Annotated in this window: 20 protein-coding genes and 1 pseudogene; 11 read left to right on the top strand and 10 right to left on the bottom strand. The window is 62.3% G+C overall.

Annotation, left to right across the window (positions count from 1 at the left end; translation table 11 throughout):
- Nucleotides 1–126: 126 nt before the first annotated feature.
- The 5 genes from DESPR_RS05920 to tsaA all read left to right on the top strand — a co-directional run bounded on the left by DESPR_RS05920 (nt 127) and on the right by tsaA (nt 5,037).
- Entirely contained in the window at nt 127–762 is a 636-nt protein-coding gene (locus DESPR_RS05920) for a response regulator (RefSeq protein WP_015723901.1), read from the top strand.
- A 253-nt stretch (nt 763–1,015) separates the two neighbouring features.
- Nucleotides 1,016–1,519: a universal stress protein gene (locus DESPR_RS05915; RefSeq protein WP_015723900.1), complete on the top strand. Its 504-nt coding sequence runs from the start codon at nt 1,016–1,018 to the stop codon at nt 1,517–1,519.
- A gap of 180 nt (nt 1,520–1,699) precedes the next feature.
- Nucleotides 1,700–2,239, top strand: a complete 540-nt coding sequence (locus DESPR_RS05910) for an Hsp20/alpha crystallin family protein (RefSeq protein ID WP_015723899.1) — start codon at nt 1,700–1,702, stop codon at nt 2,237–2,239.
- Between the two features lie 211 nt (nt 2,240–2,450).
- Nucleotides 2,451–4,613, top strand: coding sequence for a hybrid sensor histidine kinase/response regulator (locus tag DESPR_RS17140; RefSeq protein WP_015723898.1), 2,163 nt, complete (start codon nt 2,451–2,453; stop codon nt 4,611–4,613).
- Between the two features lie 16 nt (nt 4,614–4,629).
- The gene (tsaA, locus tag DESPR_RS05900; protein ID WP_015723897.1) at nt 4,630–5,037 is read left to right on the top strand and encodes a tRNA (N6-threonylcarbamoyladenosine(37)-N6)-methyltransferase TrmO; all 408 of its coding nucleotides are present in this window, start codon (nt 4,630–4,632) and stop codon (nt 5,035–5,037) included.
- 42 nt (nt 5,038–5,079) lie between these two features.
- On the opposite strand, the gene DESPR_RS05895 is transcribed toward tsaA, so the two are convergent.
- The 5 genes and pseudogenes from DESPR_RS05895 to DESPR_RS17130 all read right to left on the bottom strand — a co-directional run bounded on the left by DESPR_RS05895 (nt 5,080) and on the right by DESPR_RS17130 (nt 11,458).
- Complete coding sequence (locus DESPR_RS05895; protein ID WP_081457968.1) at nt 5,080–6,864, bottom strand: bifunctional metallophosphatase/5'-nucleotidase; 1,785 nt, start codon at nt 6,862–6,864, stop codon at nt 5,080–5,082.
- A gap of 288 nt (nt 6,865–7,152) precedes the next feature.
- On the bottom strand, nt 7,153–8,166 hold the full coding sequence (gene amrS / locus DESPR_RS05890) for an AmmeMemoRadiSam system radical SAM enzyme (RefSeq protein WP_015723895.1): 1,014 nt from the start codon (nt 8,164–8,166) through the stop codon (nt 7,153–7,155).
- Between the two features lie 209 nt (nt 8,167–8,375).
- A complete protein-coding gene (locus DESPR_RS17135) occupies nt 8,376–9,422 on the bottom strand; it encodes a PAS domain-containing protein (RefSeq protein ID WP_052302068.1) in 1,047 nt (348 codons plus the stop codon).
- Between the two features lie 103 nt (nt 9,423–9,525).
- Nucleotides 9,526–9,612: pseudogene (locus tag DESPR_RS19285) on the bottom strand (hypothetical protein); the annotation flags it as partial.
- A gap of 133 nt (nt 9,613–9,745) precedes the next feature.
- The gene (locus DESPR_RS17130) at nt 9,746–11,458 is read right to left on the bottom strand and encodes a PAS domain-containing sensor histidine kinase (protein WP_015723894.1); all 1,713 of its coding nucleotides are present in this window, start codon (nt 11,456–11,458) and stop codon (nt 9,746–9,748) included.
- A gap of 324 nt (nt 11,459–11,782) precedes the next feature.
- Between DESPR_RS17130 and DESPR_RS05875 the strand changes: the two genes are divergently transcribed.
- Genes DESPR_RS05875 through DESPR_RS05855 form a run of 4 tightly spaced genes read left to right on the top strand, consistent with a single transcriptional unit; the run spans nt 11,783 to nt 17,704 of the window.
- Nucleotides 11,783–12,298: a DUF4149 domain-containing protein gene (locus DESPR_RS05875; protein WP_015723893.1), complete on the top strand. Its 516-nt coding sequence runs from the start codon at nt 11,783–11,785 to the stop codon at nt 12,296–12,298.
- On the top strand, nt 12,295–12,930 hold the full coding sequence (locus tag DESPR_RS05870) for a LysE family transporter (RefSeq protein WP_015723892.1): 636 nt from the start codon (nt 12,295–12,297) through the stop codon (nt 12,928–12,930). Before DESPR_RS05875 ends, DESPR_RS05870 begins: the two co-directional genes overlap by 4 nt.
- 2 nt (nt 12,931–12,932) lie before the next feature.
- Nucleotides 12,933–13,859 carry a PhnD/SsuA/transferrin family substrate-binding protein gene (locus DESPR_RS05865; protein WP_015723891.1) on the top strand — a complete coding sequence of 309 codons (927 nt, stop codon included), beginning with the start codon at nt 12,933–12,935 and terminating at the stop codon, nt 13,857–13,859.
- The gene (locus DESPR_RS05855; RefSeq protein ID WP_015723890.1) at nt 13,856–17,704 is read left to right on the top strand and encodes a PAS domain S-box protein; all 3,849 of its coding nucleotides are present in this window, start codon (nt 13,856–13,858) and stop codon (nt 17,702–17,704) included. Before DESPR_RS05865 ends, DESPR_RS05855 begins: the two co-directional genes overlap by 4 nt.
- On the opposite strand, the gene DESPR_RS05850 is transcribed toward DESPR_RS05855, so the two are convergent.
- Entirely contained in the window at nt 17,698–18,537 is an 840-nt protein-coding gene (locus DESPR_RS05850; protein ID WP_015723889.1) for a 4Fe-4S binding protein, read from the bottom strand. The two genes, DESPR_RS05855 and DESPR_RS05850, sit on opposite strands and share 7 nt — an antisense overlap.
- A 249-nt stretch (nt 18,538–18,786) precedes the next feature.
- Between DESPR_RS05850 and DESPR_RS05845 the strand changes: the two genes are divergently transcribed.
- Complete coding sequence (locus tag DESPR_RS05845) at nt 18,787–19,944, top strand: iron-containing alcohol dehydrogenase (protein ID WP_015723888.1); 1,158 nt, start codon at nt 18,787–18,789, stop codon at nt 19,942–19,944.
- A gap of 80 nt (nt 19,945–20,024) precedes the next feature.
- Here DESPR_RS05845 and DESPR_RS05840 read toward each other — a convergent pair whose 3' ends face one another.
- The 4 genes from DESPR_RS05840 to DESPR_RS05825 all read right to left on the bottom strand — a co-directional run bounded on the left by DESPR_RS05840 (nt 20,025) and on the right by DESPR_RS05825 (nt 22,384).
- A complete protein-coding gene (locus DESPR_RS05840; RefSeq protein ID WP_015723887.1) occupies nt 20,025–20,369 on the bottom strand; it encodes a hypothetical protein in 345 nt (114 codons plus the stop codon).
- Nucleotides 20,370–20,511: 142 nt separating this feature from the next.
- Entirely contained in the window at nt 20,512–20,784 is a 273-nt protein-coding gene (locus tag DESPR_RS05835) for a hypothetical protein (protein WP_015723886.1), read from the bottom strand.
- Between the two features lie 188 nt (nt 20,785–20,972).
- Nucleotides 20,973–21,992: a serine/threonine protein kinase gene (locus DESPR_RS05830; protein ID WP_015723885.1), complete on the bottom strand. Its 1,020-nt coding sequence runs from the start codon at nt 21,990–21,992 to the stop codon at nt 20,973–20,975.
- 44 nt (nt 21,993–22,036) lie between these two features.
- Nucleotides 22,037–22,384 (bottom strand): winged helix-turn-helix transcriptional regulator, encoded by a 348-nt coding sequence (locus DESPR_RS05825; protein ID WP_015723884.1) that lies wholly within the window; start codon nt 22,382–22,384, stop codon nt 22,037–22,039.
- 171 nt (nt 22,385–22,555) lie between these two features.
- On the opposite strand from DESPR_RS05825, the gene DESPR_RS05820 reads away from it, so the two are divergent.
- Entirely contained in the window at nt 22,556–23,191 is a 636-nt protein-coding gene (locus DESPR_RS05820; RefSeq protein ID WP_015723883.1) for a flavodoxin family protein, read from the top strand.
- Nucleotides 23,192–23,205: the final 14 nt, after the last annotated feature.

Here is a 23,205-nt window from a genome sequence, read left to right as displayed (position 1 = left end):
CCTTGTCATTTTTTGCCCCATTGTCTTTTCCCGGCCTTCTCGTCATAGTGATTGCGCCCGCCCGATCAACCCACCACGCCCGATCAATCTCAGCACCCCACTAGTTGGCGCCCGGAGAAAGCACCGATGGTACACGCAGAGGCAACACAGCACCAGGTTGGGCAAGGCGGTAGCCGGAAAACCATTCTTCTGGTCGACGACGAGCCGCTTATCCGCAGGAGCCTTGCCCGCGACCTGGCCAATGACGCGCCCAACTTCACGGTATCCCAGGCGGCGAGCGGAGAAGAAGCCATTGCCAGGATCGACAGCGGCCAGTGGGATCTGGTGATCACCGATCTGGTCATGCCGGGACTTGACGGCTTCCAGGTGCTCAAGACGGCCAAACGGCGCAACGCCTCGACCATGGTGATCATTCTAACCGGCTATGGGGACATGCAGGCGGCCATCGACGCCCTGCGCCTGGGCGCGGATGATTTCCTGCAAAAACCGATCGACAGCGATGAATTGCTCTTTCGCATGGCCAACTGTCTTGTCAAACAGGATCTGCTGCGCAAGGTGGAGCTGTATGAAGCGATTCTCCCGGTCTGCAGTTACTGCAAAAAAATTCGGGTCGCCCAGCAGACGCCCCAGGACAAGGACTGGTACAGCCTGGAGGAATATTTGCTCAAAATGAAAGGGGTGCGGGTTTCCCACGGCTGTTGCCCCGCGTGCTTTGACAAGCAGATGGCCGATCTTCGACATTCCTTGACGAAAAAAAAATAGCAGAAGAAGAGCAGGCGGTTCCAAAGCACCCCATCCGGCCGTGCCTGGCCCCACCAGGAGAAAAAGGGATAGAAATTCTCTATAATTTTTATCCAATTAAACTCCATTCCCAAATCACCACACACTTTTTATAAATTTATGCAGAAAATCCGTTCCATGCCGTTCCCTTCGCCGCCGCGAAGGAAGGCCACGACGGAAGAGGTCAACGCCCGTCAAGCGGGACATTCGTTCACTATTCTCCAGGGAGGAGCGTATGCAAGACATTCAGCAGATTCTAGTACCGGTCGATTTTCACCAGCACACCGATGATCTGGCTGCCTTTGCCAGCGGCATCGCCAATAAACTTGGAGCGACGATCACCTTTGTCCACGTGGTCGGCCATTTTGCCGAAGTGGCCGCCGACGCGGGTTTCTACCCCGCCTCGGTGACGGAAGTGGAGAAGGAAATGGAAGAGAACGCCAAAAAGAAAATGGCTGCCCTGATCGAGCAGCACAAGGCCGCCAGCCCCGGATGCGGCGGCACGGTGATCATCGGCGAGGTGGCGGATATTATTGTCCGCTACGCCATGGACAACAAGATCGACATGATCGTCATGGCCACGCACGGTGCCCAGGGCATCGAGAAAATCATGCTTGGCAGTGTCGCCGACCGGGTGTTGAAACGAGCCGCCTGCCCGATCCTGCTGTTCAACCCCTACAAGGGGGAGCGGGGATATCAGATCACCACCCCCATTGGCGACAACGTGCAACCGATCTGACAGGAGCCGGAAGAGGCGGCGCGTTCGATCCCGTTGCCGTGCGGATCCCGGCGGCATCCCGAGGCACCGGGCAGCCGCCATTCGCTTGTCCCGCGTTGTACGGGAACGGCCAACAGGGCTTGCGAGGGCGGCACGCTGCCCCACACGGCGAATCCATTGAAGCCATTGTGGAGAACATTGATGACCGATAAAAATCCAGAACAAAGCAAACAGGACGTGCAGAAAGCACAGCCGCGCGGTGCGCTCTCCCCCTTCGGGGGGCCGGACCTTTTTTCCGATTTTGGTTTTTTCAAGGAAATGGACCGGTTTTTCGAGGAATATCTGCCTCGCCGGTGGCAGCAGTTTCGTCTTGGCGCGCCGGAAAGGTTCGCCGGTCACGGACTGATGCCGTTTGCCGGCAAAACCCCTTCAATCGACATTCTCGACCGGGAGGCGGATTTTCTCATCAAGGCCGAGCTGCCCGGTGTGGACAAAAAGGACATCGCCATCACCATCACCAACAATGTCCTGACCATTGAAGCCAGCATGAGCAAGGAGGAGAAGGAGGAAAAGGAGGAATATTACCACCGGGAGATCTGCCACGGCACCTATCGGCGCACGCTGGAGTTGCCGGCTCCGGTCAAGGAGGGCGAGGCCAAGGCCACCTTCACCAACGGGGTGCTCGAATTGATCGTTCCCAAAATGGAGAAGGCCAAAAAATCGACCATCAAGGTGGAATAACCTCCTTTCCCGGGAGAGCGGCTCCGCCCGCTCTCCTCGATGCCCGTCCGGTCCTGTTCCTGGCCGTCCAGATCGGCGGCTCCACTCTCTATGCCTTGCCTGTGCGCGTGGAGGGCAGGCAAGGCATGTTCGCACCATTGCCTGTCCGCCAGGAAACGGCCGACACGGATCACCGCCATGATTGCCGCTTACCCGTCAAAGGAGAGTTTCCATGAGCACCCCGGACGACCGTTCCCGCCGCCCAGCTCATCACGACCGGTCGAACGAGACATCGCCGGCCGAGCAAGCGAATAGTGTGCCGATCCATGCCGCAGATACCGTGCCCGACGAGGAGCATCGATTGCTCTTCCACGAACTGAGCGCCCATCAACTCGCGCTGGAACGGCAGAACGACGAACTTCGCCAGCTCCAGGGGAAACTGGACCGCGAACGGGCGCGCTATTTCGATCTCTACCATACCGCTCCCGTGGGGTACTGTACGCTCTCCGACAACGGCCTGATTCTCGAAGCCAACCAGACAGCCGCCGCCATGCTGGGGGTGGACCGTGATGTCCTGATCAACCAGCCGTTGGCCCGGTTCATTCACCAGGAGGACCGGGATGTTTTTCATGTCCCGCCTCCGGGACCAAACGGCGGCTGTGTTCCCCAAGCTTGTGAACTGCGGCTGGTCCGCGGGGATGGCGCTCCCTTTTGGGTCTCCCTGACCACCAGCACCGCTGCCGGCGCCGACGGCCATCCGCAGTGCCGCCTGGTGCTGTGCGACATCTCCGAGCGGAAACGAACCGAGCAGGCGCTCAAGGAGAGCGAGCAACGGACCACCGCGGCCAACAATCTCTTCAAGCTGGTGCTGGACACCATTCCGGTTCGCCTGTTCTGGAAGGATCTGACCTCGACCTATCTGGGCTGCAACCGTCTCTTTGCCCAGGATGCCGGCTTTCAGGTACCGGAGGAACTGATTGGTTTGGACGATTACTGCATGGGCTGGAAGGACCAGGCGGACATGTATCGCCAGGATGACTTTGCCATCATGATCAGCGGCAAGCCCAAGCTGCATTACGAAGAGGCGCAGACCACACCCGACGGCAAGCGGATCTGGCTGTCCACCTCGAAGACGCCGCTGCGCGATGAACAGGATAGGATCATCGGCATCCTCGGCGCCTACGAGGATATCACCGAGCGCAAATGGGCAGAGCAGGAGCTGCTCAAGGCCCAGAAACTGGAATCGCTGCAATTTCTCGCCAACAGCGTGGCCCACGACTTCAATAATATTCTCATGGCCGTGATGGGGCACATCGCTTTTGCCAAAACCCTGCTTTCGCCGGAGGACGAAGCGTCCAGGCGCCTGACCAAGGCCGAGGCCACGGCGCTCAGGGCCAGGGAGGTCACCCGTCAGCTCCTTGCCTTCGCCCAGAACGGTCCTCCGACAAAACACCCGGTGACCGTGGCCCATCTGTTGTCCGGCTGCAGCCGTTTTACCCTGGGAGAAACCCAATCGACCTGCACCTGCGCCTTGGGCGACGATCTCTGGAGCATTGACGCCGACGAAGGGCAGATCGGTCAAGCGCTGACCAACCTCCTGATGCATGCCGACCGGGCCATGCCCGGCGGTGGTCCCATCCGTATCCGATGCGACAACACCATGGTCGCCGCAGGCGATCCCCTGCCCCTGGCCAGGGGGAAATACGTCGCACTCTCCATCACCTATCAGGGAGTAAAGGGCGAGTCGGACAATCGCGAACATCTGTTCGCCCCCTCCTCCAGGGAAAGCCTGCACGAGCTCGGCGTGGCCGCCGCCCAGGCGATCGTCAAGAACCATGGAGGACACCTGAGCATGACCCCGGCTCCGGAGGGCGGTATCGTGTTCACGCTGCTCCTCCCGGCCGCCCTGTCCCCGGCGTCCGCTCCCGTCGCGCCTCCGGAAGAAAAGACGGAGCTGATCCAAGGCAGCGGCACCATTTTAGTCATGGACGACGACGAGGTGATCTGCAGCATTCTGGGGACCATGCTCGCGTCCCTGGGATACCAAGCGACGTTCGCCCAGGACGGCGAGCAGGCCGTGGAACAGTATGCCCTGGCGCTCCAATCGGGCCAGCCCTTCGACGCGGTGATCATGGACCTGATCGTGCCCTGCGGCATGGGCGGCAGGGAGGCGATGGCCAGGATACGGGCCATGGACCCGCAGGCCAAAGGGATCGTGTCCAGCGGCTACAGCAACAGCTCGGTGATGGCCGATTATGCCAGCTACGGCTTCAGCGAGGTAATGGCCAAACCCTATCGCTTCTCCGAACTGAGCAGGAAATTGCGCCAACTGCTCGGCGACCGGCCGCCAGCCGCCGCACCCGCGCCGCCAGACGAACAGACCGCCTCCTCCTAGATACCCAAAAAAGATCATGCAGGAAAACCAACAACCCAACGTGCGCGCCATCGGAGTGGTGCATGGCGATATCACCCGCCTTGAGGATGCGCCCAAAAATTACGATATTTCCAGTCGCAAGGGCGTGCTGGAGATCTTTCCCCCGTACCGCGACGGCCTGCTCGGCATCGTTCCCGGCATGACCATCGTGGTGCTGTGCTGGCTGCACCGGGCGGACCGCGGAGTGCTCCAGGTCTACCCCCGGGGAGACAGGGCAAGGGGACTGCACGGCGTCTTCGCCACCCGCAGCCCGGCGCGGCCCAACCCCATCGCCATCTCGGAGCTGCGGGTGGAAGCGGTCGAGGGCAGTCGCCTGCACGTCAGCGGCTTGGATGTGCTCGACGGCACGCCGATTCTCGACATCAAGAAAAAGATCGAGTCCTGAGCGGGGACCGGTTTTCCGTTCGTTGCCCGCCCGGTCAGGCGCTCAATTCAGACGGCTGATCCGTCCCTCGATGGCCGCGTTGATCGGTTGCGGCCGGGTGCGCACGTACTGATGCAGGGCGTCGGCGATAAAGGGACCGACCACCGGGTTGGCCGCTTCGGTCAGCACGGTGAAATTGCCACCGCCGGCCGCCAGGTATTCGTTGACCGTGACCGTATACCTCGCCCCCCTCCGCAGCGGCTCGCCGTCCTTCATCACCGACACCACGCGCCGGCCCGCGGGGCGGTGGGCATCCCACACATAGCTCAGGCCCGACACCTGGAGAAATCGTCCTTCGCCGGAGGCGGTGGTCCACTGCTGGTTGAGCAGGGCATAAATCTGTTCGCCAGTCATTTCCAACTTGACCAGGTTGAGGTTGGCGGGCTGCACCGTGTAGTAATCGCCCTTGGTGATATGGCCGGGATCGATGTCGGCCTCGATGCCCTCGGGGTGCATGAAGGCAAAATCGGTACCCATGGCCTGGCGCTGGGCGTCGGCGACCAGATCGCCCAAGGCGGATTCGCCGGCCTCGTTGCTGACCCGGGTGATCGGTTTGGCCGCATTGGCGATCACCTGCGCCGCAACGGCATTGCCCATCGCATCCACCCGGTCGGCCAGCCGGGCCACCCGAACATCCGGCCGCAGCCCTGGTCCTTGATCGGCCCAGGTGGTGACGATCCGCGAGGAGAGCGCCACCACCTCGCGGCCTGTTCGGCTGATCTCCAGATCGATCTCGGCATAGCCCGTGCCCTTGGGCCAGGCCTGGGTGACCAGGGTCTTGCGCCCGGCGGCGTTGTCCACCAGCAGGTTGTGCACCGTATGGGTGTGACCGGCCAGGACCACATCGACCTCGCCATCGAGCCGACCGACGATGGCGGCCAGGTCGCCAGCCAGCCGGGTGGACGGGTGCTCGCTGCCGTTTGCCGGCAGCTGGTAGCCACCCTGATGGATCACCGCCACCACGGCATGCACGCCCTCGGCCCGCAAGGCCGCCACCTGGGCATTGATGGCCTCGGCCTCGTCGAGCACCTGCAGGCCATCGAGGCTGTCCGGCGGGAGAAAGGTGGTGGCATGGCGAAGCAGCGCGCCGACAAATCCGATCGGCACACCGTCGACCATTCGCACCACAGAAGGGGGAAACAGCGGTTTGTTGGTCGCGGTCCGCACCAGATTGGCGCAGATGTAGGGAAAATGCGCGCCTTGGTACGGATCCTGGAGATAGGGACCTTGGCGGTGGTTGCCGCCGTGGATCAGGCGCAGCATCTCCCCCATGCCCTCGTCGAGCTCATGGTTGCCGGGGATGCCGATCAGGTTGCATTCCACTCCGTACAGACCGCCCGGCCGGCAGTGTTGGTTGCCCAGCATGTTGAACACCATGATGCCCGGCTCGTCCTGAAGCAGGGCCGACCGCGGCTGGGACGCGCCGACATGGTCGCCGGCGTGAAGGATAAAGGTCTGGCCCCTGGCCCTGGCCTGCGCCGCCTTGAGATAGGCGGCCAGCACCGGGGCACTGCCCACGGGCCTCCCCGCCACCTCCAGACCGGCGGTGATCTGACTGTGAAAATCGTTGATGGCCAGCAGCGTTACCGCCACGGTTTTGTCTTCTTGCTGTGGCGCGCGCCACTCGATCGGCCGCTCCGCGCGCTGCCGCGCCTCGATCTCGCTTCCCGCCCATGCGCCGCCCACCGACATCCCCGCCTGGGCGGCCAAACAGGTCGCGGTCATCCAGGACAGCACCGTGTTCGCCTTGTTGCGCATCGCTTCCTCCTCCTGTCGTGTGTTCGTCATTCCCTGGCACCGGAGCGGGCAAGCCGGTCCTGCCCGGGCTGATGCCTTGTTCCACGTCCAGAAAAACCATGGCCGTGTTAGGACAGGATCAACGAACGATGAAAAAGCGGTGTTGACCGTGTTTGGATGCGCTTAACACAAGAGCGGAGATCGGCGGGGACCGGCCCGCCAGGGGCGGTGGGAGGGAAACGGCACGACGAGGCCGTGGGATCAGAGGAGCAATCAGGGCGTTTTCCGGAGGGAATCTCCGCACACTGTTCCGGCGGGGACCACCGGAACAGTGTGCCGCTACCGCCAGACGCCGGCAATCGGCAGTTGACAGGTGGAGCAGTGGCCGGCCTGCAACGCAAGCTGCTGACTGCTGAAACCGCTGCGATGGATCAGCAGGGCCGAGCAGCCCGGACAACGGGTATCTTCGCCGCCCGCGATGGCCGCGTTGCCGGTGTAGACAAAGCGCAAGCCTTCGTTCAAGCCGATCTCCCGCGCCATGACCAGGGTGGCGGTCGGAGTGGCGGGACGATCGAGCATCTTGTAGGTCGGGTAGAACCCGGTCACATGCCACGGGATGTTGACCGAGATGCCGCGGAGAAAACGGGCGATGGCCCGCAATTCGTTCTCGCTGTCATTGTGCCCGGGAATCACCAGGGTGGTCACCTCGACAAGCACCCCGAGTTCGTGGAACAGGCGAATGTTCTCCAGCACCGGCTCCAGCCGGGCCTTGCATACCTTCTGGTAGAAATCGGCGCTGAACGCCTTGAGATCGATGTTGATGCCGTCCAGCACCGGCGCGAGATGGCGGACCACCTCGGCGGTCATGTAGCCGTTGCTGACAAAGATGTTCTTGATGCCCCGCTGTTTGGCCAGACAGGCGCAGTCGTGGGCGAACTCATAAAATATGGTGGGTTCGACGTAGGTGTAGCTGATGCTGGCGCACCCGGTCTGCTCGGCACGCTCCACCACCGCGGCCGGGCTGCGGCCGACACCGGTGATCTGGCCGCCATGCCGGCCGGGATATTGGGAAATCTCGTAATTCTGGCAGTGCAGGCATTGAAAGTTGCAGCCCACGGTGGCAATGGAGTAGGACCGGCTGCCGGGAAGAAAATGAAACAGGGGTTTCTTCTCGACCGGATCGACGTTCTCCGCCACCAGACGACCATACACCAGACTGATCAACCGTCCGTCCTGGTTCTCGCGCACGCCGCAACGGCCACGGCCTCCCGCGGCGATACGGCAGCGGTGATGGCACAGACCGCAGACCACCTTGTTTCCCTCGATCCGCTGATAAAAAAGCGCTTCGTGCATAGCCAGTCCCCCTTGTCGTTGACCAACCGGATCGGTTTCAGGGCCTCGCGCCCATCGACCGTCCTCCCCGGCTGCCCCATCAATCGCCAGGCACAGCCCGGGGCAGCTGCATCAGTTGTACTTTGAGCAAACCAACAAAAAAAGCAAGGGAAGGATTTTGGAGAAGAAATGGAGAGGAAAAATATCCTCTCCCAACCGATGCCCCATGATCACGACTGGGTGGACAGCATGGTCTGCAGATTGGTTTTCTGGTGGGTCAGCTCCAGCTTCTTGCGGATGTTCTTGCGGTGAATGCTGATGGTCCCCGGGGCAAGGTGCATGATCTCGGCGATTTCCTTGGTCCGTTTGCCCAGTTTGACCAGATTGGCCACCTGAATTTCCGCCGGTGTCAACCGGGTCAGCTTGGTGGACAGACTGTTGGCAAAGGGCGAGGTCAGCTCGTTGATATTGGCTCCGAGGATCTCGACCAGGGTCCGCTGCTGTTCGCTGAGGCCGCTTTTGCGCAGCCGGTCGAGCAGGGGGTCCACCAGTTGGGCGATACTGGACAGGACCTGCTCGGCCAGCGCCTTGCGGTCTTCTTCCCGTTTATTGAGCAGCACCTTGAGGGCGACGTTGGATTCATGCAGCTCGGCGGTCCGCTCGGCCACCCGCTGTTCGAGATTGGCCTGCACCTGCTTGAGTTCGGCCTCGACCTCCTTCAGGCGGGTGATGTCGGTGTGGGTGCCGATGATCCGCAGCGCCCTGCCCTGCTCGTCCCGGGCAACCGCTTGGCCGCGCGACAATATCCACTGCCAGCCGCCGGCCTTGTTGCGCATCCGGTATTCCGCCTCATAACGGGGGGTTGTTCCCTGGACATGGGCCTCGCGCAGGGCCAGCACCCGTTCGCGGTCATCGGGATGGATGAGCTGTTCAAACGAGTTGTGATCGATCAGGTCGCTCTTGTGCGCATATCCCAAGCTCAGATGCCAGTTTTCGCCGAAGTAGACCTCGCCGGTGACCAGGTTGCGATCCCACACACCGTTGGAGGCCGCATCCATGGCCAGGCGAAAGCGGTTTTCGCTGGTGACGATCTCGGATTCCACCTCCCGGCGGCGGCTGATCTCCTCTTCCAGCCGTTTGTTCTGCGAAGCCAGGGTCTGCAGCAGGCTCTGCTTGTCCAGACAGCGCCTTATCCTGAAGATCAGCTCCTCCATCTCGCAGGGCTTGAGGGTAAAATCGTCCGCGCCCAGCCGCAGGGCATCGATGGCCGAACGCATGTCGCCGTAGCCGGTGAGGATGATGACGCTGGTCTGCGGCGCCTTCTTTCTTTTTCACCGCCTTCAACACCCCGAATCCATCCATGCCCGGCATGACCAGATCGGTGATCACCACGTCAAAATCTTGCCCGGCGATCGCGCGGATGGCCTCGGTGCCGTCATCAACGGCGGTGACCGTGAAGTGTTCCATCTCCAATTCCCGGACAAAGGATTTGCGGATCACTTCCTCGTCGTCAACAAACAGAATGGATGTTTTCGCCATGGCCCCTCCTTGTCGAATTCGTGCCTGCCCGCCCGCTGGACGGTTCGTTTCCCCAGAAGGATCAGGCATGGTATCGGTTTCCCACCGGCAGCAAAACGGTGAAGCGCGCCCCTTCTCCCGGCCGGCTTTCCACCCGGATCTCTCCCTGATGATCCTTGACGATCCCGTAACTGACCGACAGCCCCAGGCCGGTGCCCTTGACCTCGGGCTTGGTGGTGTAAAACGGCTGAAAGATCAGGTCCATGTCTTCCGGAACGATGCCGATGCCGTTGTCCTCAACGGTCACCGCCACCCTGTCGTCGACCAACCGGGTGGTCACGGTGATCACGCCGCCAGACGGACGGCAGGCGTCGGCCGCGTTGGCCAGCAGGTTGAGAAAAACCTGCTTGATCTGATCGGGCACGGCCAGGATATGCGGCAGCCGCTCGGCATAATCGAGGCGGAGCTCGATCCGCTTGCCCTTGAAATCGCTGGTGTGCAGCAGCAGCACCGAGTTGAGCGACTGGTGCACGTCCACCACCGCCTTGCGGTCCGACGAAGGACGGTTAAAATCCTGCAACTGGCGGATGAGTTCCTTGATCCGGTCGCTCTCGGCGATGGCCGCCTCCAGCAGTACCCGGTCCTCTTCCTCAAGGATGGCGCGTTTTTTCAGCCCCTTCAAGATCGACAGAATGCCCTGGAGCGGGTTGTTGAATTCATGGGCGATGGAGGCGGACAGCTTGCCGATGGCCGAAAGCTTTTCCGCGTGCAGGTATTGCCGCTGGGTTTCCTGCAGCTCGCGGGTGCGCTGTTCGACCCGCCGCTCCAGCTCGTCGTTCATTGCCTGCAACTGATTCTGGATGTACATCAGTTCGGAAATATCGCGGCACCCGCCCACCGCCTTGGTGAACAGGCCGTCCTGTCGGGCAAAGGGATGAAATGAGATCACTGCGGGAAAACAATCGCCGGACTTGCGCACCAGGGTGCTGTCAAAGGATTGCATCGCCTCGCCCTGACGCAGCCGTCTGACCATGTCCGCAACCATGGCATTGGCTGCCGGGGGATAGATCAGGGACACCGATGCGCCGAGCACCTCGTCCTGGCGATGGCCAAACAGCTTTTCCGCGCCGGCGCTGAAAATGTCGATCCGCGCGTCGTTTTCTTCAAGGGAGCAGACAATCAGGCCGATACTGTCCATGGCCTGGTAGATCGAGGTCAGGTTCTCCGTCTGCTCCCGCAGCCGAAGGTTGGCCTCTTCCAGTTGGCTGGTGCGCTGCTGCACCAGTTCCTCCAGATGATAGCGGTAATGTTCCAGTTCGGCGCTGGTCTGCCGGGACTGGGTGATATCCATCATCGCGATGCGGCACTGTTGCTCGCCCAAGGGGGTTTCAAAGGAGCCCCCCTCCAGATAGAGATGCCGCACCCCTCCCTCGCCATCCGGCACCCGCAGCTCGCCGGTCGCCTTGTGTTCGCCGGAAAAGACCCGCTCCAAAAAACGGGCCAGATCGTTGCGCCCTTCCCGGACGACAAAACCGGCGAGAGGGCACCGCAGCACCCGTAACCGGTCCACGCCCAACAGCAACGCCCCGGCGAGGTTGGACTCAAGCACCAAACCGTCACGGCTGACGGTGCAGTAGCCCACCGGGGCAAAATCATAGAGATCGTAATATTTTCGCAGCCCGGCCTCCACCTCGGCCCGCGCCAGCCGCAGTTCTTCGTTCTGTCGTTCCAGCTCGTCCAGCAGCCGGTCAGCCTCGTCGCTCGCCGCCGGCCCGATGGTTTTTTTCTGCGGCATTCCTCCTCCCTCGTAGGACGGTCTCCGGTTTGGTTCCCCGCTGCACGTTCAGCCTTGCTGTCGTGCGGTTATGATACAACACCTTGCGCAATCCGCACACCCATTATCTGTCATTAAAACAACCAGTTCCACGAAAAAATAGCCATGGCGCCCCAAAAGGGCAAACTCCTCCCTGTGCCGCGCCAGTCTCCATGCGCGAATCGGCAGGTTCCCGCGCACAAAGTCTACACTAATTTTTCGCGGCATGATAAATTAAAGACCGTTTGCATCACACGGCGCGCCGGCAGCCACGCCCGGCCACCGCAACCTGAACCTTGAGCTTCCATGCATCTGCTGACCATTCTCCATAACCTTGCCGTGAGCTGCTGGCTGGGCGGCGCGGCCCTGTTCACCTTCATCCTCACCCCCAAACTCTTTGCCGCTCTGTCCCGCGATCTGGCGGGCAACATCGTCAGCCTGCTCTTTCCCGGCTACTTCCGCTGGGGTCTGGCCTGCGGGACGGTGGCCCTGCTGTGCCACGTGCTCAACCGGGGCCGCTTTGCCGCGGCATCCCTGGCGCTCATCACCGTGATGCTGCTGCTCACCTCGGTGCAGGCCTTTGTCCTCGAACCGCGTGCCGCCGCGTTGAAACAATCGATCACCTCCTTTGAGACCACCGCCAAGGACGATCCGCTGCGAGTGCGGTTCCGCCAGCTGCACGGCCTGTCCATGGCGGCCAACCTGGCGGTGATCGCCGGCGGGGTGGTGCTGGTGATCCTTGCCTCCCTGCCCGCGGTTCCGGCAACCGTGGCGACGGAGTCGGGCAATCCCACCGCAACGTCACGGAAGCGGTTCCCATGACCCTGACCCTGCTGTCCATCTTCGCCTCGTCGTTCATGATCGCCTTTTCCGGGGCCATGATGCCCGGTCCGCTGATGACCGTGACCATCAGCGAAAGCACGCGGCGGGGCGCCGTCGCCGGCCCCCTGATGATCTTTGGCCACGGTTTGCTGGAGCTGGTCCTGGCCGGCGCCCTGCTCTCCGGTTTCGCCGCGGTGCTCGGCCGCGACGATGTCTTCGTCGTCATCGCCCTGCTGGGCGGGGCAACCCTCTTCTGGATGGGCTGCTCCATGCTGCGGAGTCTGCCCACCTTGCAGCTCCCCAGCGTCATCGCCGCAGAAACCGGAAAAAACCTGGTGCTCGCCGGCATCGTGCTCAGTGTGTGCAACCCCTACTGGCTGATCTGGTGGGCCTCCATCGGCCTGGGATATATCCTCCACTCGGCCCGCTTCGGGCTCCTTGGCGTGGCCGCCTTTTTCACCGGCCATCTCCTGGCTGACCTGCTGTGGTACAGCCTGATCTCCTTTGGCATCAGTCGGGGACGACGGCTGTTCAGCCCGGTCGCCTATCGTCGGCTGATCGGTTGCTGCGCCCTGTTTCTCCTTTGTTTTTCCTGCTACTTTTTCTACAGCGGCGTGGAAAAACTGGTGTGAACATGGCCTGCCGAAACCTCCTTCATTTCCTGCGCAGCCGCGTCTGCAACCATCCGGCAAAGGTCCGGCGACGGCTCGCGGCCGCCTCGCTCCTGTTCGCCATCGTCCTGGCAGCGCTTTGCCCCACGCTGGCCGCCGAGACGAAAAGCCTGCGCTTTGCCCCCCTGCCCATGGAAAACCGCGAAGCCATGGTTGTCCAATTCCGGCCCATGGTGGCTTTTCTGCAAAAGCAGCTCGGGGTAACCATCGAATTTGACTTCTCCGAGGACTACGCCCAGATCCTGAAAAAATTCAAGGCGGGCACCATCGATCTCGCCTATCTGGGACCTTTGCCCTATGTCGAACTGCGGGCCCAAGCGCCGCAGGCCGAGCCGCTGGTTCATTTCAACGAGGCATCGGGCCAGCCGATGTACACCTGCGCCCTGATCAGCCTGGCCGACACGCCGTTGCCGCTCGACAACCTGACCCATCGCCGGATCGCTCTCACCCAGCCGCTGTCCACCTGCGGCTATCTGGCGGTCAACGGCCTGCTGCGGCAGCATGGCGGCAGCCTGGAGAACAACAGCTACCGCTATCTGGACAAGCATGATGCCGTGGCCCTGGCCGTGGTCCGAGGAGAGTTCGATGCCGGCGGCGTCAAGACGGCCATCGGCCGAAAATATGCTCATCTCGGCATAGCCATCCTGGCGGAAACGCCGCCCTTTCCCGCCTTTGCCCTGATCGCCAATCGGGCCACCTTGCCGGCACAGACCATGGAGGCTCTTCGCACGGCTCTCACCCAATTGGATCCGAATGGCGCGGACAAGGAAATGCTCGCCTCGTGGGGCGAGTCCCTTCGTTTTGGCGCGGTGGCCGCCTCGGACCGTGATTTTGACCCGGTCCGCCTCTACAAGGGCAATCTGCACATACCGACCAGCAGCAAGCAATGAACCGCTCCGTTTCCATCACGCACCAGGGCCCCCTCGGGTTTCTCGTCATCACCGTGCTCTGCACCCTGAGCCTTGGCCTGTTCCTGCACTCCAACAAACTCAACAAGGAAAAAAGCCATTTTTCCGAGCACCAGGCCATTCTCGACACCGCCTACCGCGCCAGCATCCAGTCCTACCGCCTGGCCATGGAGAGCTTTTACCACAACGCCCTCAACACCCCCCAAACGCTTGACCTATTCGCCCAGGGGGTGAACAGCCAGGGGCTCCAGCGCGATCTGGCCAGGGGCAGGCTTTATCGCCACCTCTTTGGCGCCTACGAGGCGATGCGGCGCCAGAACCTGTTCCAACTCCACTTCCACCTGGCCGACGGCACCAGCTATCTGCGCTTTTTTCAACCCGAGCGCCACGGCGACCCCCTGTTCGAGGCCCGGCCCAGCGTGCGGCTGTGCAACACCGAAAAGCGGGTCATCCAGGGATTGGAAATCGGCAAGATCCGCTCCGGTTTTCGCTATGTCTTCCCCTTGGCCCAGGGTGGCCGCCATCTTGGCAGCGTCGAGGTCAGCGTCACCTTCAAATCGATCATCGACGCCCTGCGCGAACTTGGACCGGAACGGGAATACGCCTATGTGCTCAACAAACGGCTGCTCGACACCTATCTCTTTCCCGAGCAGCGTTGGCTGTACAGCCCGGCAACCATCCATGACGACTACCTGGTGGAAGACGCCAACGCCGTGCTGCCCGACAGCCCGGCCCCGCTTTCCGCCACCGCCAAGGCCATCAATGCCCTGCTCGGCAAGAGAAAGGACGTGCACCAGGCCATGCACGCCGGCCAGCCGCTGACCCTCGCCGTCGTACTTGACGCAACCACCCATACGGTCTCCCTGCTGCCGCTTCATGACGTCACCGGCCGTCTGTCGGGGTATCTGCTCACCTACGCCCCTGATCCGATCATTGGCAAATTTCAGCAGGAATTTTATATCCTTCTGCTCTATACCATCGCCGTGTGCTGCCTGGTCTTCGCCCTGCTCTGGCGTCTGCGCCGCCGCAGTCAGGCCCTGGACGAAGAACGGCGCAATCTCAGCGCCATGAACAACGCCCTGGCCGAAGGCATCTATATGCAGAACCGGGACGGGGTGATCACCCGGGTCAACCCGGCCGCCTGCCAGCTGCTCGGCTACGACGCGGACGAATTGCTCGGCCAGGTGGCCCATGACCTGTTCCATCGGCATGGCGGCAACGGCGCCGTGCCCAAGGAAGCGTGCCCCTTTTTCCAGACCGTGCACCATAGCGGCCAAGGATACGATGGCGAAGAGTATTTCCTCTGCAAGAACGGAGAGCTGCTGCTCATGGAGATCGCCAGCCGTCCCATTTTTCAGCAGGGTACCGTGGTCGGCTCGGTGACCGCCTTCCGTGATATCACCGAACGCAAGCATACCGAGGCGGCCCTGCTGCAAAGCGAGGAAAACGGCCGCAAGCTGATGACCGCCGTGGAACAGAGTCCGGCCAGCGTGGTGATCACCGACAGCGACGGCACCATCGAGTACGTCAATCAGAAGTTCGTGCAGAAATCGGGCTTCAGCGTCGAGGAGGCCCTGGGGCAGAATCCCCGAATCCTCAAGTCCGGCATGATGCCCGAGGAAATCTATAAAGAGCTGTGGCAGACCATCACCGCCGGTCTCGAATGGAAGGGCGAACTGCACAACAAGCGCAAGGACGGCACCCTCTACTGGGAGGCTGTCTCCATTTCCCCGATCCGCAACGAACAAGGCACGATCACCCATTTCATCGCCATCAAGGAGGACATCACCGACCGGATGCGGATGGAGGCGGAACTGCGGGAAAACGAACGCATCCAGCGCACCCTGATCGAGAGCCTGCCCATCGGCCTGGCGATCATCGACGGCGAAAGCCGGATCATCGAGGAGGTCAACCCGCTGGCCGCCTCCCTGTTCGGCGCCGACCGCGAAACGATCATCGGCAGAGAATGCCACCATTTCCTCTGCCCCCAGGATGAGCTTTCCTGCCCGATCATCGACCGGGGATTGGCGGTCGACAATTCGGACCGGCTGATGCTCCGCGCCGACGGCACCACCTTGCCGGTGCTGAAGACGGTCCGGATGATCACCATCAAGGGCCGCCGCAAGCTGCTGGAATGCTTTGTCGATATCCGCGAACGCAAACAGGCCGAGGAAAGCGTGCGCGAGGCCAACCGGCAACTGGAGGCCGCCATTGTCCGTGCCGAGCGGCTGGCGCGGGAGGCGGAGTCGGCCAGTCGGGCCAAATCGCAGTTCCTGGCCAACATGAGCCATGAGATCCGCACGCCGATGAACGCTATCATCGGCATGACCCATCTGGCCATGCAGACCCGGGACGACGACAAGCGCGGGCGTTTCCTGGACACGGTGCGCCATTCGGCCGAAAGCCTGCTGGGACTGCTCAACGACATCCTCGATTTTTCCAAGATGGAGGCCGGCCAGCTGAAGTTGAGCACGGCCCCTTTTTCGCCGCGTCAGCTGCTTGAGGAGGTGATGGCCACCCTGCAGATGCCGGCCGGGGAAAAGGGATTGCGGCTGGCGATGGATATCGCCCCCAATCTGCCGCCCTGTCTGGTCGGCGATGACCTGCGGCTGCGGCAGATCCTGCTCAATCTGGTCGGCAACGCGATCAAATTCACCGCCGCCGGATCAATCACCCTGCGCATCACCCAGGAGCAGCCATCGAGCGGGGGCAGCGAACCGCTGATCCATTTCACGGTCATCGATACCGGCATCGGCATTGCCGAGGAAAAACGCGCCTTGATTTTCAACAGTTTTGAACAGGCCGACAACTCCTATGTCCGGCAATATGGCGGCACCGGCCTGGGATTGTCCATCTGCAAGCAGTTGGTGACCCTGATGGGCGGGAAAATCTGGGTGGAAAGCCGGATCAACCAGGGCAGCGCCTTCCACGTCCTCGTGCCCCTGCCGGTCTGTGATCAACCGCTGCCGGCCGATGGCGCGGACCGGGAAGCGGCGGCCGCGAAACGCACCGGCCTGCGCATCTTGGTGGTGGATGACAACGAGGTTAATCGGGATGTGGCCAGCATGCTGCTGGAGGGGGAACATCGGGTCAATACCGCCGGCAACGGCCTGGAGGCCTTGCGCGCCCTGGCGCTGAACCGCTACGACGTGGTGCTGATGGATGTGCAGATGCCGGTATTGGACGGCCTGGCCGCCACAACCGCGATCCGGGCCATCGAACAGCAGCGGCCGCTGGCCATCGAACTGCCGCCGGAAATCAGCGACCCGCTGGCCGCCAATCTCAAGGGGCGTCATCTGACCATCGTGGCCATGACCGCCCACGCCATGGGCGGCGACCGTGAGATGTGCCTGGCCGCCGGCATGGACACCTACATCACCAAACCTTTTCAGCCCGGCCAGCTGCTCGAGGTACTGGGTCCATTCGACAGGCCTTCCGCTCCCCGCACGGAAGCACCGGCGCCATCGACCGCGCGCCCCCCAGCCACCGGGGTGGCTGCACCGCCTCGGCCATCCAGGCAAACAGTGCGCGACGCCCTGCAGCACGCCACACTGCTGGAAGCGGAGCAGATCGAACGCATCCTGGAGGCGGCCCGGTCAAGCATCACCGGCACCCTCGCCCAGGCAGCGGCGGCGATCGAACAGGACGACCTGGCCGCCTTGGCCAGATGCGCCCATACTCTCAAGGGAACCTTGTTGCAATGCGGGCTTGACCACTGGGCGGACAAAGCCCAGGAGATCCACGACGGTGCCAAGCAGGGCCGCGACCTGCCTTTTGCCGAGCGTCTCGAAGCGCTCAAACAGGGACTGTCGGACCTGCTTCAATAAAAGACCGCCGTTTCCTTGGCCTCATCGCTGCGCGCGGCCATGGCCGCAATGCGTTCGGCCACGGCCTGGGCATTGTAGGGAAAGGCTTCTTCCGGACAGACGCGGACGCACTGCATGCACACCACGCAGGCTGCTCCGATGCGCGGAAAAGGGTCAAGAACAATGGCGGCCACCGGACAGGCCAGGGCGCACTCCCCGCAACGGCTGCACCGCTGTTCATCGGCCGCGAGCGGCGGCATGGACGCCTTGGCCAGGGCCAGACTCTTGCCGGCGGCATCGGCGCGCAGCGCGGGCGAGAGGTATTCCAGGGCCGATTGTGCCAATGGCTGGACGGAACCGTTGGCCAGATTGTTCACCACCGCCTCCACCATCCGCTCGACCAGGGCCAGATCGCCGCCGTTTGGATGGCCCATGCCCAGCGGCCGTGGCGATTGCCACAGGGACGAATGCACGGCCAGTACCTTGGCCGCGGCCACGGGTATGAACCCCTTTGCCCGCAGCTGTTGTGCCAGTTCGGGCAAGGCCAGGCCGCTGGTCACGCCGCCCCAGGTGACAAAGGCAACGCCATGACCGCCCAGACCGGACGGCAGGCCGGCCAGGAAATCACTCACCACCGGAACCGCATGGTCGCAGTAGACCGGGGAACCGATCCACAGGCAGCAGGGCTTGCCGACTAGGGGCGCCAGCTTTTCCCGGAGCGGGACGTTCCGCTTGCCCAGATCGATCATCGTGGCCGCATGGCCGTGATGGGCCAGACGAAGGCGGATGGTTTCGGCCACCAGCCGGGTCGATCCGGCGGGTGAAAAATAGGCGACAAGGTGATGGGACTGCATGGGCATCGGCCTCCTGATCGGTTGAGGGTCTTCTTTCTGGGCATCATCCTATCCAACAGGGCACGTTTCGGCAACCCGGCGCTCCACTTCAGCCACCCAAAACCCTGGCGGGAAACTGCGCGCGCCGCACCGCCGCTCCTTGCCCGCCCACCTGGCAATGGTTAGGGTGAGGGCATTTTTCTAGGCAAAGGGCCGGTGCGACCCCTGGCACCGGCAGCCGGTCAATCATTCTTCCAAGGAGACACCTCTATGTTCAACTTCGAATTCCACAACCCGACACGGATCGTTTTCGGCAGGGACCGGATCAAGGAACTCAACCGCTTGCTGCCGGACGGAGCCAAGGTGTTGGTGCTGTACGGCGGCGGCAGCGTCAAGCAATTCGGCACCCTGGACAAGGTGCGCCAGGCTCTGGGCAGCCGCGCGGTGATCGAGTTCGGCGGCATCGAGCCCAACCCCCGTTTCCCCACCTTGATGCGGGCGGTGGAAGTGGTGCGCGGTGAACAGATCGACTTTTTGCTCGCCGTCGGCGGCGGCTCGGTCATGGACGGCACCAAGTTCATCGCCCTGGCCTCCCGCTTCGAGGGCAAGGCCGAGGATATTCTCCTGGGCAGGGTCAAACCGGCGCAACTCGTTTCCGCCGTTCCCCTGGGCACGGTGGTCACCCTGCCGGCAACCGGCTCGGAAATGAATTCGGGCGGGGTGATCAGCCATCAGAGCGGCAAGTACGTCTTCTTCCATCCGCTGGTCTTTCCCCAGTTCTCCATCCTCGACCCCACCCTCACCTTTACCCTGCCGCCCACGCAGGTGGCCAACGGGGTTATCGACACCTTCATCCACACCGTGGAGCAGTATGTCACCCTGCCGGCCGAGGGCCGCTTCCAGGACCGCACCGCCGAGGGCATCCTCCGCACCCTGATCGAGATCGGCGCGGCCACCTTGGACAACCCCACCGACTACGACGCCCGGGCCAACCTGATGTGGTGCGCCACCAACGCGCTCAACGGCCTGATCGGCGCCGGCGTGCCCCAGGACTGGACCACCCACATGATCGGTCACGAACTCACCGCCCTGTTCGGCCTCGACCACGCCAAGACGCTCGCCCTTGTCCAGCCGGCGGTATGGAAGGTGCGCCGGGAACAGAAACGGGCCAAGCTGCTGCAATTCGCCGAGCGGGTCTGGGATCTGCGGGAAGGGAGCGAGGAAGAGCGGATCGATGCGGCCATTGCCAAGACCGAAACCTTTTTCGAGAGGTTGGGGGTCGCCACCCGGCTTGGCGCTTACGGCGTGGGCGCGGAGCGGATCGATGATGTTCTCAACGCCTTGGAAGCGCACGGCCTGACCGCGCTGGGGGAAAAACGGGAGATTACCTTGGCCGAAAGCCGCAAGATACTGGAAGCGGCGCTCTGATGACCCGTTTTGGGAGGAAGCAACCGGCGGCCTGACCCGTGTCGGACATGGTCGCCGGTTGGGAGACGGTCCCCGCCCGCTCAATAGGGCGGCGGGTAGTCACAGGGGCCGATGGTATATTCCTTGATCGGCCGGCCGTAGGGGTCGAGCAGGGCGCGACCGTAGCCATCGAGCACATAGCGCTCCCAGCGGCAGGAGCCCGGCGGCACGCTCGGGGCATAGGCATACACCGGCGGCCGGTAAACCGCTGGCGGCGCCGCATAGACCACCGGCGGCCGGTAGGCGGCGGCGGTGAGCATCGAGCCGATGAACAAACCGGTCAGCCCCCAGGCCAGGGCCGCGTCGCCGTGGTGATGATGCGAGTATCCCACGGACGGTGTCAACAGCAGGCAGAGCATCAGGACAAGTGTTGTCTTTTTGATCATGCATGCACCTCATCCAGAGAAAACGAACGGAAAAAGGCGAGAACACGTTATTCGAACGCCTTGTACCCCAGGACCTGTCCCCCACGATCCGTACGCGGCGAGTCAGCCGTTTGTGTTGCGCATTGAAGCATTGGCCGCCCGCTTACCGGCAGGGAATTGCCTTGCGGTAGCTGTCCTTGGTCCAGATGATCTGATCATCCGGGGTCTTGCCGTCGGCCTTCCATTTCTCGGTCACCTGCAGGCAGTAGGACCCCATGTTGATGATCTCAGGCTCCCGGCTGCCCGGCGTGTCGCCGCCGATGCGCATCAGATCGGGGTTGGTCGACGAATAGTTGGGGGGAATGGTGGCGGTACCACAGCCGACCAGGGCAGCAGCCACGGCGGCGTACATGAACAACACGCAAATTTTTTTCATGGATCTTCTCCTGAAGAAAAAATGAAAACGGTAAAGCCGGCATCCGGCCCTACCCATCAAAAACCACGGCGAATCGATCATGGCCCGGCGCTGGCCTCATGGCCGACGATCGATCGTCAATTCAAAAAATAATTGTACCTGACCCCAGCGGCTTGCGAAAGATTTTTCTCGGACGGACGCCGACCGGCTCAGGGGGCATTGCCCGACGGATGTTGCCCTTCCCTGATTCGCGCCAACTGATCGTGGAGGTCGGCGATTTCCCGCTGCCAATACCCGCGCGAACCGAAATCAGGGATCACGCTGGTGGCGCCATCGTCGAGCACCTGACGGGCGCACCAGGCCGAGTAGTGCACAAACCGCATGGCCCGCAGGGGTTCGATCAGGCGAAGGCTGGCACGGTCAACGCTGCGGAAGGTTTCGTAGCCCTCCAGCAGCAGGTCCAGCTCGACCGGGCACTCTTCCGGGGGGCCGGGCAGCAGCATCCACAGATCCTGGACCGGCGGACCAACCGCCATGTCATCGAAATCGATCAGGAAAAACGATTCACCCGGCCGGTGGATCAGGTTACCCCGATGGCAGTCGCCGTGGATTCTGATCGCCTCGCCACGGGCGAAAAGCGGCTGAACGAGCTCGATGATCTGGGTGGCGATCCGGGCGTAGGCTTCACGCAAATCCACCGGGATCAGACCGCTGTCGCACAGCAACGCCACCTGGGCCGCAGTGGTTTCGGCGGGATGCAGGGTTACCCGATCACGCGGCCGCCGCCGCTCGCCCACCTGGTGCACCCGCGCCAGCAGACGGCCGACCTCCAGCCATTGCTCGTCGAGGAGCTCGTCCACGCAGCGCCCGCCCTTGCGCGGAAAAACGGCAAAAAAGGTCTGATCGCAGCAACCGAGGGTGGAACCGTCGCTTAGCGGCAGGGGCGCGATGACCGGGATTTCCTCCGCCGCCAGCTCAAGGAGAAAGTCGTGCTCGTCCTGCAAGGCCTGGCGCGACCAGCGGCCCGGGCGGTAGAATTTGGCCACCAAGCCGTTGCCCTCCGCATCGGCCAGCTCGAACACCCGGTTGATGTAGCTGTTGTAGGAGCGGCACAGGTTGGAGCAGTCACGCCCCAGGGCCGTTTCGACCTCGCGGAGGATGCGTTCCGGGGTCAGATGGGCAAAGGGAGCGCGCGGGCTGGCCGGCTGGCGTTGTTCGTGGGGTTCCATGGTGGGTCTCCGTGTTGATCGGGAAGCGGCGGGCCTTGTCGCGATCAGTCGCGCAGGTACTGTTTGCCCCACTCGCACATCTGTTGCAGGATGGGAAAGATACTCCGCCCCTTGTCGGTGAGCGAATACTCCACCTTGGGCGGTACCTGCGGGTACACTTCGCGGTGAACCAGACCGTCGGCCTCCAACTCGCGCAGCTGCTGGGTGAGCATTTTGCGGGTGGTGTCGGCGAACTGGCGCTGCAGGTCGGAAAAACGCATGGTCGCCCCCGCCAGGTGCCAGAGGATCGAGGCCTTCCATTTGCCGCCGACCACCGCCAGGGTGACGTCGATGCCGCAGGCATACTCTTTGTCCCGGTAGATCAACCGTTCCGTGTCGAGCTCAGCGTCCATTGCCCCGCTCCACCCTGCCCAAAGGAACAAAAAAGGTACTATGTTTCGAAAAATGCACTACGTTACCAAAAAGTTCGTTATTGACGTTGAAAAGCATAAGTTTCATTATAGGCGAAACGGTCGTAAAAGGGAAGTAGATACACCCATTCCATTCAACCCAAGGAGAAGACAATGAACGTCGTGGCCTTTAACGGCAGTCCCAACAAGAACGGCAACACCTATCACGCCATCCAGATGGTCGCCGATGCGCTGGCCCAGGAAGGTATCGCCACCGAGATCATCCATGTGGGCAACAAGGCCATCCGTGGCTGCCTGGCCTGTGGCCAGTGTTTCAAGAAGCGCAACGAGCAGTGCGTGCAGACCGAGGATCCGGTCAACGAGTGGATCCAGAAGATGAAGGCGGCCGACGGCATCCTCCTTGGCTCGCCGGTGCATTTCTCGGCCATCGGCGGCACCATGAAATCCTTTCTCGACCGGGTGTTTTACGTCACCGGGGTCAACAACGGCATGCTGCGCCACAAGGTCGGCGCCTCGGTGGTGGCGGTACGCCGCTCCGGCGGGTTACCCACCTTCAACCAACTGAATAATTTCATCTGTTATTCGGAAATGCTGATGCCATCGGCCAACTACTGGAACGTGATCCATGGCACCCGCCCCGGCGAGGCGGTCAAGGACGAGGAAGGCACCCAGATCATGCGCACCCTGGGCAAGAACATGGCCTGGCTGATGAAACTGGTCGAGCACGGCAAGGCCACCATTCCCCCGCCCGAGCGCGAGAACAAAATCTACATGAATTTCATCCGCTGACCCTGCCCGCGACG

It is taken from the genome of Desulfobulbus propionicus DSM 2032 (assembly GCF_000186885.1).
Lineage (GTDB): Bacteria > Desulfobacterota > Desulfobulbia > Desulfobulbales > Desulfobulbaceae > Desulfobulbus > Desulfobulbus propionicus.
The sequence above is the reverse complement of the archived record's forward strand: the minus strand, read 5'-3'. Positions and strand labels throughout refer to the sequence as shown.